Origin of the sequence: Rahnella sp. GSA61A (assembly GCF_019969905.1) — a bacterium.
GTDB classification, from domain to species: Bacteria; Pseudomonadota; Gammaproteobacteria; order Enterobacterales; family Enterobacteriaceae; genus Rahnella; species Rahnella aceris.
In genome coordinates this window covers 38,209-55,697 of record NZ_JAHXYO010000012.1, presented here as the reverse complement: position 1 = coordinate 55,697, position 17,489 = coordinate 38,209, and the positions used below count along the sequence as shown (strand labels likewise).

The following is a 17,489-nucleotide window of genomic DNA, read 5'->3' as shown; positions in this document are numbered from 1 at the left end:
CAAGCCCTCGCTGCAAGCGAAAAACCGCCCTAATGCCCGGTCTGGCATTATTTAAAGTCCGCATACGGCACTAACGGTTCCGGCGGCATATCCAGATCCCCTTGCCAGCCGCTCATCGAATATCTCGCGTAGAGCAGAAAGTGGCTTGGCGTGTAATCCTTCGCCTGCTGAATATCAATCCCCCCGCCGACGGTCCAGTGAGAACTGACGCGCCGTTCGAGCAGTGCCTGCAATGTATAGCCAAAACCGGATCCACTGCTGCCGGTTTCGATAGCATTTTTATCCGGTAATGAATCCGGGATCAGATTCTGGATCGGATAGCGTTTCTGATCGCTGGTTGAGGAGCGCGACCAGGAGACCGAACCGCCAAGCTGCCATGACCAGTTCTCCGTGCGCTGGCGATAACTGACCGGTACGGAGAGTGAGAAGTATTGCTGCGGGCTGTAGTAACCGCCCTGTCCCAGAGTGTAACCGCTGAGATCTTTCTGGTAATGCCAGAGCATGGAGCTGAGCCCCACCGTGGCGCGGCGGTTATCTTCGTTAATGACTTTGTAGTAATAGCCCCCCATCAGGCGTTCGCGGGTGTTGTCTTCGACATTTTCACCGGTCAGCTGATGCGCGCTGAGATCAGCCCACACGCCGTTAGCCTGCCCCTGATCGTAACTTAATCCCAGGCTGGCACCGGTCGCGCGAACGCCGCCCCAGGTGGTGCCGGTACCCGGATCTTTTGCGCCCGCGAAAGAAAGTAACGAACTGGAAACCGGACGGCGCGACACCGTGGTCGTCCAGCCGATATCGCCCCAGTCACCGCTGTAAGCCAGCCCGCCGACCCAGTCTACAACCGGGAAACCCAGTGGCGTGGTGCCTAAATCGCCTTTCCACTTGTCATTTTCCCATCCTGCGCCAAGGCTGACGCCATTGGCGTTCTGGCTGCGGTAACGGCGGCAGTTTTGATCGCTACAGGTCCCGAAACTGGCTTCGTAATTACCGTCTTCGTTATCAAAGGTTCCGGCATCCATCCGCACCCAGTCGGCCCGCAGGAATCCGCGCCCCTGATAAACCGGCATATCCGCCTGCAACATGGTGGTGTTGGCCGTGAGATCAGATTTCCCCGGCGTGCCGCTTGATGTCCACGAATCGGTGTCCAGCGTGAAATTCACATCCTGCTGACGGTACAGATCATGCGCGTCTGAACGGATACCGCGTTTCAGCCAGTCATCCGTGGCATTGTTGCGGGTCAGGCGCGTATAGCTGTCGTTATCTTCTGGGACTTGACCGGTGATGCCGCTGGCGACCATCGCCTGTGCGTAATCCTGACGCGCCGTTTGTGGCTGTCCGAGTTGCTGCTCAAGGTTGGCGGCGTTGCGATAAATCAGCGCCTTGTCTTGTCCGTCCGGCTGCGAACGCGCAGCCGTTTTCAAGGGTTGTAACAGCGCCGCCGCTTTGGTGGTTTCACCGACATCACGCCAGGCCATGGCGACCTGTCGTTGCTGATTCAGGCTGAGTTCATGCAGATCAGCCTGCTGCAACTGCTGTTTCGCCTGCGAGGTATTACCGGCAGCAAGGGAAGTATCAATGGCGGTCAGGGTTTTACCGAGCTGAATGCGCTGCGCCATTTCGCGCATGTTGTCGTCCCATTTCGCCTGCGGCAAGGTATTAAGATGGCGCAGTGCGGCGTCGTCACGATCGGAACCGGACAGATACAACGCATAAGCGTAAACCTGTTGCGGATCCACCGGACGCTTCGCCGCAAGCTGTGCAAAAGTCGCATCCGCCTGCGCCGTTTCACCCGCCTCACGCAGGGCACTGGCATAATGGTAGGTCGTCCAGACATCGTCCGGATTGAGTTTCAGTACCTCGCCATAGCGGTTCGCAGCCTGATTCCAGTTGTGTTCGGCGGCATATTTTTGCGCCTGCGCAGTGACAACGTCACTTTGCAGTCCACGCTGTTTATCGCTGAGTTTCGCCTGCGATGCACCAGGCAATGAATTAATGTAATCCAGCGCTTTTTGCGGTGACTGACGCTGATAGAAATTCGCCAGCCCGCGCTGGGCGCTACTGTTATCGCGCTCCAGCTTCAGTGCGCGGCGGTAAGCCTGCTCCGCCTGCGTGTCATTTTTACGCTCAACCGCCACATCCCCAAGCCCGATCTGCGCCCACGGGTCGCGGGAGTCCAGACGTTGCGCCTGGTTGTAAGCCGCTTCGGCCTGATCAAGCAGCCCGGTTTTCAATGCCTTATCGCCCTGTTCGATTTTCAGCCAGTAGCTGTTGGACCGGATCAGGCTGTTCCATTTACCCGCGTTATAGCCATCTGTTTCGGCGGCTTTCGCCCGCTGAAACAAAGTCAGCGCCTGCTGGCGGTTACCGGCGCGGGAATAAGCCAGCCCCATCGCACCGAGGACTTCAGCATCGTCAGGTTGCGCCTGCAATGCCTGCTTCAGCGGTGCAATCGCGCCGGTGGAGCCACCATTATTAATCTGCGCCAGACCACGGAGTCGCGCCTGATAACGCGGATCGGCCAGTAACGCCTGCTGGCGCTGAAGCTCCTGCTGCGCGGCAATCACCTGCGGACCGGTGTCGAACGTGGCGATAAACTGTTGCAAGGCATCGACGCTCGGGTTGCCCACAGGCTGGTCTTTAATCTTCTGCAGCCATAAATCAGCGGCCGGAGAACGCCCTTCATTGGTGGCGGCGATTTGCTTAATCAGCCCGACAGCTTTGGCGTTATCCCCTTCGTCAAACGCCATCTGCGCCAGTTGCAGACGTAACTGCACATCACCCGGATACTGATTATTCAGCGCCTGAAGCTGTGCCTGCGCACGGGCTTTTTGCCCCGGCAGCCGCGCAATAAGTTGCCAGTATTCTACTGCCAGATCCAGCGTTGGCGGCTGGCCACCAAACAACTCATCATATTGCGCTTTGGCTTCATCGAGCCGCCCTGCCGTTGCCAGTAACCGCGTCTGCTGGAGTTTTTGCTGCATTTCCGGGGAGGCGATTTTCAGGCTCAGCTGCGCCTGCCGGTATTCATCCGAACCAGGCGAAACCTGTTTAATTTTTTCCAGTTGCTGCTGTGCCTTGGCCTGATCGCCTTCGCGGAGAAGCAAACGTAAACGGGCGGACATGACTTTCGGGTTTTGCGGATCCATTAATTCCAGGCGAAACAGGGACTGACGCACCAGATCGTCCTGATGACTGGCTTCACCGACCCGCACCTGTTCCAGTAACCATTGTTCCGGTGAAACAACGGGGGCTGCAACCGCAGGCGCAGCCAGCAAGGCCAGCCCTATCGTCAGGGCCAGTCTGCCGCGCAAAAACAGGTTTGTGCGCTGTGTGTTCACGGACTTATTCCTGGTCATCATCAGACAGACGACGACGGGCCAGAGAACGCAAACCGGTCCACAACAGGATTGCTGCCAGAATCACCACGATCACCGCCATAACCGCCAGCAATACCGGATGGTTCGCCAGGGCGTTCCATACCCGCTCCCACCACGGCAAATGGCCAGTATAATAGGTATCACCGACTTTCAGACTGCTGACGCCGGAATCACGCACCACCGCCACCGAGCCAAAGACCTGCGCCCTCTGTTTGCTATCCTGCATCGACTTGTTCAGCATTTCGAAGCCCTGCTGACCGTTTGCCATCAGCGCGACCACGCTGCGCTGATCAAAGTACGGCGACTGTAACCCGACAACCGCCGCAATCGGGCCTTGCGCACTGATTTGCGCGCTGGCATCCACCCGCGCATCGCTGGCCGGTGCCGTGTTATCCGGTAACGACGTCTGGCGGACTGGCGTATTCACCGCATCGCGCGCTGCCTCGATCAGTAAGCTGGCCTTTTTCTCATCGCGCATGCTGTCGTCACGCAAATCCGCAGGCAGATTGCCGATCACCAGCAGATCGGCGTCGGTGGATTTTGCTTTTGCCGCATCTTCGGTCAGCCCCACGCCAAGCGCCGGATAACCGGTGAGTGCGCCAATATTGCCCATCGTATCAAGCAGCGTAGTTAACTGAACCGGTTGCGGTTGCGGCTGAACCACAAGCAGCGTCTGGGATAAATCCGCCAGGCGGCTGAACGGGAAACCGGCGTTGGCGAAGGCGCGCAAGTCAGGCATCGCCATGAAATGGCGGTAACCGGAGAAGTCGATAGTGGAGCTGTCATCTATCACCACATGATTTGGCACGGTGTTATAGGTTTCACAGCGCCCTTCGGTGCCGCTCGCCAGCAGCGAGGTGTAGTCAAAATCGAAGCGCATCTGGTTAACCGCACCCAGTTTCAGCGCGGGAATATTCAGGTCTTTGCTGCCATCCAGCAGCCCCTGTAACAGGGACAGATGCAGTAATTGTGAATCTTCATCGTGTCCGGTTTTCAGGGTCAGATCCTGCACAAACTGGTTATTCAGGCTGATGCTCAGGCGAGAAGTGTTTTTCAGCTGTGGCGAGGTATAACGGTACTTCAGCCGCATATCGATACCGGAGCTGTTAATCAGGAACAGATCCGGCGGCAGATTAATGTTGAGCGTGATCGGATTCGGCTGGATGCCGTCAGACTGTAACTGTTCCGCATACTGTTTCAGTTCGCCAAAATTCATCGGGCGATCGGTACGCACCCAGTTTGGCGCGTCATACGGCTGGCGTGGCTGGATCCTGTCCACTTTATCGACGCCGATCGTTTCGCCACGAAACAGGATATTCCCCTGCGCAATGCCTTTTACTGCCGTCAGTAAGTCCTGATCATCACGACCGAGGATCAGCAGCATTTTGATGTACGGATTATCCGGGCGGCTGATCATCTGCACCACCGGCCCTTTCACCGGCGGCAATTCGTTGAGGAAATCAGGGCGTTTGCCATTGGTTGCAAACACCACCGCGTGGCTGTCCGGCAACTGGTTATACAACGTCGGGAAGGATTGCCCGCGCCACTGGGCTTTGGTGCCGAACCAGGAGGCCAGAATCGCCGCTGCCTGTTGCTGGCCGGCATCCGGAGACGTGGCAAAGACCATCGGCAGGCTCAGCGGACGACTGTCGCGCGCATCAAAGAACGGTACCGGGAAATGTGCCAGATCGTTGCTCAGCGGCAGTTTCTGATATTGCAGGCTAAGCGAACTGCCCTTGCCGATTTCCAGCCACAGGGTGGTGTTCGCCGGGTTTTCACAGACGTTCTGGTAGTGACCAATAAACTCCAGACGGATGCGGTTGAAGTCGGTGACATAGCGCGGGTCAATGGTCATCTGCAGGTGATTTTTCTTGCCGAGCTGGTCTTTATCAATCACTTCAACGCCCATCAGCTGGTCGTTGAGATACACCTTAAGATGCGACTGAACCGGGATCAGCGATGGCGACGGCGTGAACTCGAGATTCAGTGTGGCCTGTGTCACGACTTCGTCACTGCGCACACCGAACTCAATCTGTCCGTTCGGCTGAATACCGCGCAAGGTGATGGCACCCGGCCGCGGTGCCACATCGGCAAACGGTAATGTCACGCTGCGCACCGGCGCACCCGGAATAATCATCGGGTTTACCGCAGGCGCCACCATCGGCAGGGTCACTTCAGGCGCAGGCGTGGCGTTGCCCGGTACAACCGGTGCAGGCGTCTGTTCACTGAAGGCCGGAGCCACAGAACCCAACGCCAATGTCATCAAGGCAGATGCCATAAAAGTGGTTAACGGAAGTCTTTTCATTGTTTTGTCATCATCAGGTTGTATTCATCAGGCTGAACGGCAAGCGGCGGATTACGCGGAGCGAAAGACAGCAGCCAGCGGCCAAACGTTCGGGTTCCGGACGCCAGCGGACGGTAGCGTTGCGGGGCGATGTCCAGCATCCGCAGATAGCCACGGATCCCCAACCCCAGCACCTCACGCAGGCTTTCCATCGGTTTGTCTTCAGGGAAGTTGTCTTCGCGTAATACCCAACTGTCGGCCCGGGCAAACGTACATTGGATGAAATCGATATGTTGTTGGGTGGTTAATGGCAGTAACTGCATGCCGATGTTTTCACCAAACACGCGGCTTATCTGCATCGGGAAGGTATATTCCTGTTGTCCACGGTGAAGCAGTAACGTGACGTTGTCACCGGCATGAAACTGGCTTGCGCTCGGGGTTTCCAGTCCGACACCGTTGTCGGAGTAGTCCTGAATGGTGCAGACATAAATGTGTCCGTCGGGTTTTAACAGTGACGCGGGCATTCTGGCTTCTACACGATGTGCCTGACGCACCTGTTTGGATTCGAACGCCACGGCAATCGCCCCGCCCAGAATAATCATGTTGTAAATCACCCACGCCATACTCACCAGCACCGTCAGGATTTCATCCGGGCGGCCATAAACAATGCGGTAAGCACCGAAGAATAAACCGGCCAGATTGAGCAACATCAGGATCTGATACGGGCGGCTGATTTTCCAGTCAACGTAAGCGTGCTTATTCAGGCCGCCTTTGGCCGTGACGTTGAAAGCCCCGGCATGCGGATTAAACAACGCCACGGTGGTCGGCCTGGCGATATACCAGGCCAGCACGGTTTCGTAGATTTCATTCCAGAACGAATGGCGGTATTTGCCCTGTACGCGGGAGTTAGTCAGGCTGGCATGGATCATGTGCGGCAAGACATACAGTGCGATGGCAACGGCCGGTGCATAAATGATGTAAGCATGCAGCAGCAGAAACGCCAGGGGCGCTGTGAGGAAGATCAGGCGCGGAATACCGGCCAGAAAATGCAACATGGCGTTGGCGTAACACAACCGTTGCGCCAGCTTCAGCCCTTTACCAAACATCGGATTGTCGAGGCGGAATATCTGTACCATGCCGCGCGCCCAGCGGATCCGCTGGCTGATGTGAGCAGACAGGCTTTCTGTCGCCAGCCCCGCCGCCTGCGGAATACGAATATACGCCGACGTGTAACCGTGGCGGTGCATCCGCAGAGACGTGTGCGCATCTTCAGTGACCGTTTCTACGGCGATACCGCCGATTTCATCAAGCACATCGCGGCGCAATACGGCGCAGGATCCACAGAAGAAACTGGCATCCCACAGGTCGTTGCCGTCCTGCACCAGTCCGTAAAACAGTTCGCCTTCGTTTGGCGTGCGGCGCATACGGCCCAGATTACGTTCGAACGGATCGGGCGAGAAAAAGTGGTGCGGCGTTTGCAACATGCTGAGTTTTTTATCTTTAAAGAACCAGCCGACCGTCAGTTGCAGGAAAGAACGGGTCGGCACGTGGTCGCAGTCAAAAATCGCCACAAGCTGGCTTTTCGCCTGTTTCAGTGCGTTATTGATGTTGCCCGCTTTGGCATTTTCACGCGTTTCACGGGCGATGTATTTCACACCAATTTCATGGGCAAAATCGGCGAATTCCTGCCGGTTGCCGTCATCAAGCAGATAAATGGTCAGTTTGTCCCGGGGCCAGTCGAGACCCAGCGCGGCGTACAGCGTCGGTTTCACGACGCTGAGATCTTCGTTATACGTCGGGATCAGCAGATCCACCGTCGGCCACGTCGAGACATCCGCAGGCATCGGCACCGGTTTACGGTTGAGCGGCCAGAGGGTCTGGATATAGCCCAGCACCAGCACCGTCCAGGAATAGGTTTCGGCACCTAACAGAAGCAGGCCGCAAATCAGACTCAGCGGATCTTCCCAGTTCAGCGTTGAGGTGTAGCGCCACCATAAATAACGGCAGGAAATGGTCAGCGACAACACGATCATCATCAGCGCCGGGAAGCGGCCCGGAATACGGCGAATAATCATCGCAATGCTCCACAGCAGCACCACGAAGACGAACTGTGCGATGTAACTAAAAGGCTGAGAAATACAGAACATCGCCAGGGTGAGCGCCACCAGTGCGGTCATCCAGACCAGAATACGTTTACCGAGACGGCTCATTTTGCCGATACGGCGCGTGACCTTAATTTCCAGCGGACTGTGTGTGACCTGTTCAGGTAATAATTCGAGCCACAAATGGACTTTTTTGCGCAACTGCTGTGGCCAGCGGGTGTGAATCACACGCCCGCGCCGGCTTTCAGCAGGCAGGATGATCAGCAACCACAGGCTTTGCACGATATAGCGCAGCGGATCGGCCAGACGCGGGCGCGACGGCGAAATTTGCGGATACCAGCGGGTGCGTTGTGCTTTAACACGCTGCCAGACTGGGGATTCAAAACGCAAAAACAGCCAGCTAAGCGCCACGCAGAAAATCATTACGCCAGCGGCGGTCCGTGAGGAGTGGCTGGCGCGATAGTACCGGTAGCGGTTTTGTAATTCGAAAACTACCGGCGGCACCAGAAACAGGTTGAGCACGCGGTTCATTTTTCCGGACTCCGCCCCATTGTCTGGCTATGCACATCCCCTGAATGGCGCAAATGCAGCAGGAACCAGTTCGCCAGCGTGTTAATTTCGCGACTGATTTTACTGTTACTATTCCATTCCCCTGCCGGTTGTTTCGCCGCCAGTGACTCCGCCATGGCTTCGTCGCGGTGCAGAATTACCGGAATCAAAACGGGCAAAGTTTCCTGCCATAACAGCAAAATATCCTGCTGTAACTGACTGGAAGGAATGAACTGATTGAGCAGATAGCGCCCGTTGGCTGGCAGCACATACTGATGTAAACGGGTGTGTGACTGGGTATCGGCGTGGAGAAGCACTACCGTACTGTCGGCAATTTTTTGCGCGGTCAGCGGATCGGCTGCCGGAGAGTCGATCAGGATCCAGTCATATACGCCGGTATTTTTAAGCTGAGTGATCGCCTTTTGCCAGTCAAAATCCGGCTGACTGGCGTCGCCGGTCGTGGCATGCCCGTAAGGCAGGAAATCAAGATGAGAGTGGTAACGCAGTGCGGAGTTTTGCCACGGCTCTCCTGTATTGTGCGCATAGCGCCATCCGCGAGCCTGAGCGAAAGGCATACCAAAGTGCAATCGCAGTAAGTTTTCCGGTGAAAAGTCGATGACCAGAACCTTTTCATTTAATTGCGCAAGACCCCAGGCCAGCGCAGCCGTGACTGAAGTGGTGCCCGTACCGCCACGAATTCCCTGTAAGGCAATGACAGCCATATTATTTTTTCTCCGCGCCGCGTTCACCGTATTGCGCCAGCTCAGCCAGTAGCGGCCAGCGGGACATTAGTTGCGGAATCTTTTCTTTACGGGCTATATCGACATAATTTAATTCTGACAAAGAAAAAAGGTGACTCAGTGCAAAGAAATCATCATCTTTCGTCGGTTCGGATTCCTCCGGGTCTACAATATTGGCTCCCACCGATTCTTTCTCCCTGCTTCAATCTAAATACTGATACCACGACAGCCAAAATGCGCTTACCTGTCTGGGCTTTTTAGTATCAAACATTATTGTGAAGTATTATGATTATTTAATGTAGCAATGATAGAATTTATTATACTCACATTTCTCAGTGTGTCCCAAGCAGACTTTTAATCAAAAACGATACAAGCAGATTAACTATATGGCACTCTCCTTTTCATTGGGCATGAAGCAATTCTGGAATGGATTAGCCCGGATGCAGGCTCAGGGGCTTTACTGGGTTAACACCGAAAGTCAGGAAGCCGCTTATCATCTTTGCGGACAAACGGTTGAGGCTCAGCAAGGTGAAGTTCCGGTCAACGTTTTTTTCCCACAGCACAATTTAATTTGCACTGCACAAGAAAACAGGCTATCTGACGATGATATCCTTCTCACTTATTTAAAAAAATATCAGAAAAAAACGTTTTATTACCTGTTAGCGAATGGGAAGAAAGCATTTCTCTCTCTTGCAGCGGATATTAATCGTTTGCCTGCTCACTCAGCCTCATTAATGATTCTATTACTTCCGGTCAGTACCTGGCAGGCAGTAAATGATAAACAATGGGTCCGCTGGCTGAGTGAAATGAGCGCATGTGTCAATAATAAAGGTGCAACAATCCTTATTATCTGCTATGGAGCCGGTATTAATGCGGTTAAAACTCAGCTTCATTTATACCATCGCAATATATGCGGTCTTGCGGATTTGAAAACAGATGTTGAACCGAACCAGTGGGGCGTTTCCTGGTGGCATGACAATTTGGGGGCAGAAGCCAATACACTTTATCCACTGACGCGCCGCCTGACCGGCTGGGAAATTCAAAAGAACGCCTCTGCCGCTGTTTCCGAACAAACCGGCGATGATCAGTGGATGCTGCTGGCCGAACGCTCAGTGCTTGAAGGCGCTCCTGCGCTTTCAGAACGCTGGTTCCTGTTCGATGATAATGAGGCGCTGAGCGAGCGCGCGGCACATGCGCGATCGGCGACGGTCATTTTCGCCCTCACCGGTAATGACGAAGTGGAAGTGCTGGCCCGTCAGGTTCATCGTTTACGCATGCAGCGTGGCAATGGTTTAAAAATTGTCGTGCGCGAAATGAATTCTTCTTTGCGCTATGTCGATCAGCGTCTGCTCCAGGCCTGTGGTGCGAATCTGGTTGTGCCACAAGCAGCGCGCCTCTCCAACTTTCTGACCTTGCTCGATGACCTGCAAAATCTCACTTATACCCGCCATGTGCCGGATGATATCGGGCTGCTGCTCGACAGCCGCCTGCCCACGCATCATAAGGGTTATCTGCCACTGCCGGTTTTCTGCGAAGTCATGCACGATATCTGGAATCACGCCGCGCTGGCGACGGAATCCCGGGGCATTTTAATTTCGCTGCGCCCTGCCGCCGGGATCAGCCCGCAGCAGGCGATGTCTTTGTGTTCGCTGCGCCGCGACGGCGATATTCTGACCGTTACCGGACGTCATCTGTATCTTTTCCTGTCGAACTGTCAGGTCAGCGACGTCGAAAATGTGCTGGCGTTTCTGTTTAATCTGCCGGTCAAAGAAGTGTTCACCAGCCAGACGTTCTGGAGTCAGGAGCTGGATATCCGCACGGAAGTTTTGCGTCTGGCCGCCAGGCCGCCGATGGCAAATCCGGTGTCTGAAGCGCAGCCTTTTGTGGCGCATAAAACTGAACCTTTAAAACGTGCCCAGGTTCATCAGCCCGTTCCCATCACGCTGGCCGTGAGCGATACGCCAGTTATTCAGGCGCGGGAGTAAAAGAGATGGATATTCAGGATATTATCGAAATCTTTATTCTGGCGGCGGTGATTTTTATCCCGCTGGGATATGCCCTGCGTAGCCGTTTGCCGCGCTGGAAAAACCGCTTTGCGACGCGATTTCTGTCGCCGCGTTATTTAACCCCCATGACCATCAGCAGCATCAATAAGAACCGCAAACGCTCCGCTACTTTGCCTGAAACTTCTGCGGCTACAGGAAAATCCAAAACTTCACTATGAACGAATCGCAATCTTCTTCGCCGCGTTTGCGGATCTGGCAATCCTGGCGCGGCCTCGGTGCCTGGAACTATTATTTTTTACTCAAATTTGTTCTGCTTTCACAGGGTTATCTGAATTTTGATGCCCTGAGCAATGTCGTCTTTGCCGCCGTGTTGCTATTCCCGTTACGTTCGCTGCGCCTGCACCGCTGGAGACAGTGGATTGCCCTGCCTTTCGGGCTGGCGTTGCTGTATCACGATACCTGGCTGCCCGGCTGGCGTTCAATTGTCAATCAGGGGGCGGATGTAGCAGGCTTCAGTTTCAGTTATCTGCTCGAACTGGCCGATCGCTTTATCAACTGGCAGTGGATTGCCATCGGTTTCGCTTTGCTGGTCGGTTATCTGTTTATATCCCAGTGGATCCGGCTGACCACGTTTACCGTCATTGCGCTGCTGTGGCTTAACCTCAGCGGGCTGATCACACCGTTTTTCGCACATTCGCCGCCACCGGCTATCGCCCAAAATGCCGTAACGACACCAGTGACCGTTGCGCCATCAGCCACTGATAACACCGTGAACGGCCCGCCAACCAATGCCAACCTGAACGCTTATTTAGAGCAGTTCTACCAAAACGAACGGCGTAAGGCGACGAAGTTCCCCGACGCACTTCCTGCCGATGCACAGCCGTTTGACCTGCTGGTGATCAACATCTGTTCGCTGGCCTGGTCAGATCTGGACGCCGTGAATCTTTCGAATTCACCGCTGTGGTCGCGTTTTGATTTTGTGTTCAGCAATTTCAATTCAGCCACAGCCTACAGCGGCCCGGCATCCATCCGCCTGCTGCGCGCCAGTTGCGGTCAGACATCTCATCATGATTTGTATCAGCCAGCCGGTCAGCAGTGTTATCTGTTTGACGATCTCGCGCGTCTGGGCTTCACGCCTCAGCTGGCAATGGACCATACGGGTGTGTTCGGTAATTACATCGGTAACCTGCGTGATGATGCTGACATGAAAGTTCCGCTGATGTCCCAGGCCGGTCTGGGTTATGAGCTGACGTCCTTTGATGGCTCACCGATTTTCAACGACGGACAACTGTTCTCCCGCTGGCTGGAGAATCAGGAGAAAGCCGGTACCGCACGCACCGCAACCTTCTTTAACCTGATTCCGCTGCATGACGGCAACCGTTACGTGGGCAGCAATAAGGGCGCGGATTATCATAACCGTGCGCAAACTCTGCTGAATCAGCTGAATATCTTTATGGATCAGCTGGATAAATCCGGCCGCAAAGTGATGCTGGTGGTGGTGCCTGAACACGGCGCCGCGCTGGTGGGCGACAAGATGCAAATCTCGGGTCTGCGTGATATCCCGAGTCCGGGCATTACCCACATTCCTGTCGGGGTGAAATTCTTTGGGATGCAGGCACCGCACGCGCCATCACCAATGAAAATTGACGGCCAGAGCAGCTATCAGGCGATTTCAGAAATGGTCGCCCGCGCAGTCGATGGCAAAGTGTTTACCAGCCCGACGATGGACTGGAAAACCTTCGGTTCGAACCTGCCACAAACGCCGCTGGTATCTGAAAATGAGAACTCAGTGGTGATGGAATATCAGGGGAAAATCTATATTCGCCTGAATGGCGGGGGATGGGTGCCGTATCCGAGCTGAATGAAACCGGTAAGCAAGGTTTTGGTTTGCTCCTCCCCCTGCGAAGGGGGAGGACGGGAGGGGGTTTTAAGGGCTAGAACCGGGTAAGAGTAAACCTCAGGTTTAGATTTTGACCTTAATACCCCACCCCAACCCTCCCCTTCGCAGGGGAGGGAGTTGTCCGTCTTTCTGCATTTATTCCGCAAATAACTGGTCATACACATGCTGTAAATGCCGGCTCATTCTTGCCTTCGCCCCTGCGCCATCCTGCGCCAGAATCGCGTCTAAAATCCCCTGATGATCGGCATTCATTTCACGGGCAAAATCCACTTCGGTGTAATGACTCTCCAGACGCATAAACCGACGTGAACGACGTTTATCCCACAAATATCCCATCATATCGTGCAGCACTTCGTTGCCGGTCATTTCGCTGATCATCATATGGAAACGGCGGTCAGCTTCGAGAAAAGCGTCGTTATTGGCATTCAGTTCGTTTAATTCCCTGGCGATAGCTCTCAGTTTTTCACGCTGTTCGTCGGTGCCGTTAATCGCCGCCAGTTCTGCTGTCATCGATTCATAAACCTGACGCGCTTTCACCAGCGATTGCAGGCTGAATTCCTCTTCGGTACTTACTGTTTGCACCGCAGGTGTGGCCTGCGGCAACGGGTCGCTGACGTACACGCCGTTGCCGGTACGGATTTCCACCCAGCCGGTGATCTCCAGCGCAATCAATGCCTCACGGATAGATGAACGACTGACGCCAAGTTGTTTAGACAAATCCCGTTCAGACGGGATCATCGCGCCCGGGGCAAACTGTCCGGTATTAATGCAGTTAATCAATACATTAGAAATCTGGCGATACAGCCGTTCAACTTTAAGGGTGGGTAATGCCATTATTTTCTCCGTGTTCATGCTGAATCCCAGATCTGTTATCCCGGTCACATTAATGTTCGGTTTGATGCTGAATCATATGTCGGTCTGATGGCCTGACCAGCAGACCACCTGACCAGACCGCGCATTAAGATTGAACTTATCACCGGCCCTGCGTCAACTACATTCAGACAGTCAGTTAACAATTTTAAGGAAAACACATGGAACAGACATGGCGTTGGTACGGCCCGAACGATCCGGTTTCACTTGATGATGTGCGTCAGGCTGGCGCAACCGGCGTGGTTACCGCCCTGCACCATATTCCTAACGGTGAAGTCTGGCCGGTAGAAGAGATAAAGAAACGTAAGGCGATAATTGAAGCCAAAGGTCTGGTGTGGTCCGTAGTGGAAAGCATTCCGGTGCATGAGGAAATCAAAACCCGCAGCGGAGATGTTGAAAAGCACATTGCTAACTATCAGCAATCTATCCGTAATCTGGCGGAATGCGGCATCTATACGGTCTGCTATAACTTCATGCCGGTTCTCGACTGGACACGCACGGACCTCGGCTATCTGCTGCCGGACGGTTCACGCGCCCTGCGCTTTGACCATATCGCATTTGCGGCCTTTGAATTGCATCTGCTGAAACGCGAAGGCGCGACGTCTTATTACAGCGCGGATGAGCAAAAACAGGCAGCCGAATACTTTGCGGCGATGACGCAGGCGGAGAAAGATCAGCTGGTGTCTAACATCATTGCCGGTTTACCGGGTGCGGAAGAAGGCTACACGCTGGACCAGTTCCGTGCGCGTCTGGCGACTTACGACGGTATCGACAAAGCCAAACTGCGCGAAAACATGGCGCATTTCCTGCGCAGCATTGTGCCGGTTGCCGAGCAATGCGGTTTAAGTCTGGCAGTTCACCCGGACGATCCACCGCGCCCTATTCTCGGCCTGCCGCGTATTATCTCCACCATTGAAGATATGCAGTGGTTGAAAGAAACGGTCGACAGTATCCACAACGGTTTTTGCTTCTGCACCGGTTCTTACGGCGTGCGTGAAGATAATGACCTGGTGAAAATGATGACCACTTACGCCGACCGCGTGCACTTCATCCATCTGCGCGCCACCCAGCGCGAAGACGTGCCGGAAAGCTTCCATGAAGCCGATCATTTAGATGGTGATGTGGATATGGTGGCGGTTATCAAAGCGATTCTGACGGAAGAACAAACACGTCGCCGCGCTGGCAATCTGCGCGCTATCCCGATGCGTCCGGATCACGGCCATCAGATGCTGGATGATTTGCATAAGAAAACCAATCCGGGGTATTCGGCGATTGGACGTCTGCGGGGACTGGCAGAACTGCGGGGTGTGGAGCGGGCTTTGAAACAGAGTTTTTTTAATCAATAATTTTGCACCTCCCCCTGCGAAGGGGGAGGACGGGAGGGGGTTTTAAAGGCTAACACCTATACCAAAGCAAACTTCAACTTATTTATTTGACCTTAATACCCCACCCCAACCCTCCCCTTCGCAGGGGAGGGAGCAGTTCAGTGCTTTGACTTTCCCCTGCTATGGGAGAAGAGCAAGGCAAAAACTCAAAAATGATACGCCACGGCATTTTCATGCTCAGGCCACGGATGTGATTTATACGGCTTGGCCGGATAGTTAATCTCCACACTCCGGCGGCGGAAATCACTCGGGCTGACCCCCACCCGTTTACGGAAGACCCGCGAGAAATACAACTGATCGTCATATCCCACCACGCGGCCAATCGTCGCGATGGATTCCTGCGTCGTCTGTAATAAAAGTTTGGCGCGGATCACCCGCTGATCTTCGCGCCAGCGCAGGATGTTGATCCCGACCTGTTCGCGGAATAAATGCGCCAGCCGCGATGGTGAGAGGCAAACATGGCGCGCGACTTCATCGATACGCAGCTCACCCGCCAGATTGCCGGTAATAAACTGGCAGGCTTCGATGACACGTGGGTCCATGATTTTCTGCGGACTCTGCGGATCTTCTTCCATGGCTCGCAGCAACAGACGTTCCAGCAGATTCATCCCCAGCTCTTCGCAAAAACGTCGCCCCGATTTTTGCGTTTGTTCGATGTTGGCAAACAGACGGTCAAATTCCAGCAACAAGGTATTATTCGGTAAAGAAAGACGCCCGACATCGCGGGTTTTGGTGTGCCATTCCAGCCAGTCTGCCCAGTAGGCGCGCGGGCGGAAATACACCCAGCGATGATACCAGGAGTCGGCGTTGGCAGAACGACTGTAAAGATGGCGGGCTTTCGGTGGGAATAACAGCAGATCACCGGGATTGCAGTAGAACGTGTCTTCGCCGTCGAAGACTTTACCCTGCCCCTTCACCGTCAAATTAAGAATGTAGCCTTTCATTCCACCCGGACGGTCGATGGCGAAATCCAGTGGCCCGTCAGCAAGGATAGGTGTCATACCGGCGACCAGATAGGCATTGAAACTGTAACCCGGTAACAGCGGATTTTGCTGCTGATCCTGAATCATACGGTGATACATCGAACCTCCTGAAACTTCACTGGACTATGGACTTTTCATCTATTCTAATCGGCAGTGAAAACGCTGCCAGTAAAGGTTGCTAAATTGTGAACAACCACGCGTTTTTTCGGCATTTAACCCGTAATAGCGTTAAATGCCGCGTGATGATTGCGTGAAAGCGTTATCACAAAACCAGATTAAACGGTCTTTTTCGCTTTCTGTTTGTAGCGGTCGAAGATAACTGCCGCCAGCAGGATCAAGCCACGAACCACATATTGCGAGAACGGAGAAATGTTCAGCAGGTTCATGGCATTTTCCACGGTACCCAGAATGAGGATCCCGGACACCACATAGGAAATTTTACCGATACCGCCTTTCAGGGAAACGCCACCCAGTACGCAGGCAGAGATAACGATCAGCTCGAAGCCCAGTGAGGTCATCGGCTGGCCGCTGGTCATACGTGACGCCAGAATGATCCCCGCCGCCGCTGATACCAGCCCGGACAGCACGAAGATGATGATTTTCGTTCGCACCACCGGCACACCGGCCAGACGCGCCGCATCTTCATTACCGCCAATCGCCAGCGTGTTACGCCCGAAGGTAGTTTTGTTCAGCAACAGACCAAAGATGATCAGACAGCCGACCGTCAGCCAGATAGGTGCAGGCAGCCCCAGCCAGTTGGCATAACCGAGGGTGAAGAAACGTTCGTCTTCGATGCCCACCGCTTTACCGTCAGAAATGATGTACGCAAGACCGCGCACAATCTGCATAGTGGCAAGCGTGGTGATCAGCGCATTGATTTTCAGACGGGCGATAACAAAACCGTTGAGCAAACCGGTCAGCATCCCGAGCAGTAAACCGGCAGCAACGCCGATCCACAGGCTTTCGGTCATGTTGATCACCACGGCGGTGGTGACGCCCGCACAGGCAATCACCGATGCAACAGACAGATCGAAGTCACCGGAAGCCAGACAGAACAGCATCCCGCAGGCCACCATGCCGGACATCGAAATCGCCAGCCCCAACCCTTTCATGTTGATGAAAGAACTGAAGTTTGGCACGAAAATGGTACAGGCGATAAACAGCACGGCGAACACCACTAACATGCCGTAACTGTCCCAGATACGCATCAGACCCTGGCCGCCGCGTGAGGCTGCTGAAGGTTGATCCGGTTTGGCTGAATTGGTTGTCATACTCGACATAATATTTTTGCTC

The 17,489-nt window shown here is 54.3% G+C and carries 12 protein-coding genes; 4 read left to right on the top strand and 8 right to left on the bottom strand.

Annotated features, from left to right (window positions below; translation table 11 throughout):
- Positions 1 to 47 precede the first annotated feature (47 nt).
- The 5 genes from LC431_RS15910 to bcsR are packed head-to-tail and all read right to left on the bottom strand — an operon-like array spanning position 48 to position 9,236.
- Positions 48 to 3,338, bottom strand: a complete 3,291-nt coding sequence (locus LC431_RS15910) for a cellulose biosynthesis protein BcsC (protein WP_223510075.1) — start codon at positions 3,336 to 3,338, stop codon at positions 48 to 50.
- Between the two features lie 4 nt (positions 3,339 to 3,342).
- On the bottom strand, positions 3,343 to 5,682 hold the full coding sequence (bcsB, locus tag LC431_RS15905; protein WP_223510074.1) for a cellulose biosynthesis cyclic di-GMP-binding regulatory protein BcsB: 2,340 nt from the start codon (positions 5,680 to 5,682) through the stop codon (positions 3,343 to 3,345).
- Positions 5,679 to 8,294 (bottom strand): UDP-forming cellulose synthase catalytic subunit, encoded by a 2,616-nt coding sequence (gene bcsA / locus LC431_RS15900; protein ID WP_013575464.1) that lies wholly within the window; start codon positions 8,292 to 8,294, stop codon positions 5,679 to 5,681. The genes bcsB and bcsA overlap by 4 nt, the downstream gene beginning before the upstream one ends.
- The gene (bcsQ, locus tag LC431_RS15895) at positions 8,291 to 9,034 is read right to left on the bottom strand and encodes a cellulose biosynthesis protein BcsQ (protein WP_013575463.1); all 744 of its coding nucleotides are present in this window, start codon (positions 9,032 to 9,034) and stop codon (positions 8,291 to 8,293) included. Before bcsQ ends, bcsA begins: the two co-directional genes overlap by 4 nt.
- Before the next feature lies 1 nt (position 9,035).
- Positions 9,036 to 9,236, bottom strand: coding sequence for a cellulose biosynthesis protein BcsR (bcsR, locus tag LC431_RS15890; protein ID WP_013575462.1), 201 nt, complete (start codon positions 9,234 to 9,236; stop codon positions 9,036 to 9,038).
- 202 nt (positions 9,237 to 9,438) lie between these two features.
- On the opposite strand from bcsR, the gene bcsE reads away from it, so the two are divergent.
- Genes bcsE through bcsG form a run of 3 tightly spaced genes read left to right on the top strand, consistent with a single transcriptional unit; the run spans position 9,439 to position 12,919 of the window.
- Positions 9,439 to 11,037, top strand: a complete 1,599-nt coding sequence (bcsE, locus tag LC431_RS15885; RefSeq protein ID WP_121019360.1) for a cellulose biosynthesis protein BcsE — start codon at positions 9,439 to 9,441, stop codon at positions 11,035 to 11,037.
- Positions 11,038 to 11,042: 5 nt separating this feature from the next.
- A complete protein-coding gene (bcsF, locus tag LC431_RS15880) occupies positions 11,043 to 11,276 on the top strand; it encodes a cellulose biosynthesis protein BcsF (protein WP_013575460.1) in 234 nt (77 codons plus the stop codon).
- Complete coding sequence (gene bcsG, locus LC431_RS15875; RefSeq protein WP_013575459.1) at positions 11,273 to 12,919, top strand: cellulose biosynthesis protein BcsG; 1,647 nt, start codon at positions 11,273 to 11,275, stop codon at positions 12,917 to 12,919. Before bcsF ends, bcsG begins: the two co-directional genes overlap by 4 nt.
- A 174-nt stretch (positions 12,920 to 13,093) precedes the next feature.
- Here bcsG and LC431_RS15870 read toward each other — a convergent pair whose 3' ends face one another.
- Complete coding sequence (locus tag LC431_RS15870) at positions 13,094 to 13,792, bottom strand: FadR/GntR family transcriptional regulator (RefSeq protein ID WP_013575458.1); 699 nt, start codon at positions 13,790 to 13,792, stop codon at positions 13,094 to 13,096.
- A 197-nt stretch (positions 13,793 to 13,989) separates the two neighbouring features.
- Here LC431_RS15870 and uxuA point away from each other — a divergent pair, with 197 nt between their 5' ends.
- Positions 13,990 to 15,174 carry a mannonate dehydratase gene (gene uxuA, locus LC431_RS15865; RefSeq protein WP_013575457.1) on the top strand — a complete coding sequence of 395 codons (1,185 nt, stop codon included), beginning with the start codon at positions 13,990 to 13,992 and terminating at the stop codon, positions 15,172 to 15,174.
- A 185-nt stretch (positions 15,175 to 15,359) separates the two neighbouring features.
- Here the strand turns inward: uxuA and araC are convergent, their stop codons facing one another.
- Complete coding sequence (araC, locus tag LC431_RS15860) at positions 15,360 to 16,295, bottom strand: arabinose operon transcriptional regulator AraC (protein WP_013575456.1); 936 nt, start codon at positions 16,293 to 16,295, stop codon at positions 15,360 to 15,362.
- A 176-nt stretch (positions 16,296 to 16,471) separates the two neighbouring features.
- Positions 16,472 to 17,476: an L-arabinose ABC transporter permease AraH gene (gene araH / locus LC431_RS15855; protein WP_013575455.1), complete on the bottom strand. Its 1,005-nt coding sequence runs from the start codon at positions 17,474 to 17,476 to the stop codon at positions 16,472 to 16,474.
- Positions 17,477 to 17,489: the final 13 nt, after the last annotated feature.

Bases quoted from the DNA above. Each gene is read 5' to 3' on its own strand.
- bcsB (WP_223510074.1), bottom strand. From the start codon at position 5,682: ATGAAAAGACTTCCGTTAACCACTTTTATGGCATCTGCCTTGATGACA.
- bcsA (WP_013575464.1), bottom strand. From the start codon at position 8,294: ATGAACCGCGTGCTCAACCTGTTTCTGGTGCCGCCGGTAGTTTTCGAA.
- bcsQ (WP_013575463.1), bottom strand. From the start codon at position 9,034: ATGGCTGTCATTGCCTTACAGGGAATTCGTGGCGGTACGGGCACCACT.
- bcsE (WP_121019360.1), top strand. From the start codon at position 9,439: ATGGCACTCTCCTTTTCATTGGGCATGAAGCAATTCTGGAATGGATTA.
- bcsF (WP_013575460.1), top strand. From the start codon at position 11,043: ATGGATATTCAGGATATTATCGAAATCTTTATTCTGGCGGCGGTGATT.
- bcsG (WP_013575459.1), top strand. From the start codon at position 11,273: ATGAACGAATCGCAATCTTCTTCGCCGCGTTTGCGGATCTGGCAATCC.
- LC431_RS15870 (WP_013575458.1), bottom strand. From the start codon at position 13,792: ATGGCATTACCCACCCTTAAAGTTGAACGGCTGTATCGCCAGATTTCT.
- uxuA (WP_013575457.1), top strand. From the start codon at position 13,990: ATGGAACAGACATGGCGTTGGTACGGCCCGAACGATCCGGTTTCACTT.
- araC (WP_013575456.1), bottom strand. From the start codon at position 16,295: ATGTATCACCGTATGATTCAGGATCAGCAGCAAAATCCGCTGTTACCG.
- araH (WP_013575455.1), bottom strand. From the start codon at position 17,476: ATGTCGAGTATGACAACCAATTCAGCCAAACCGGATCAACCTTCAGCA.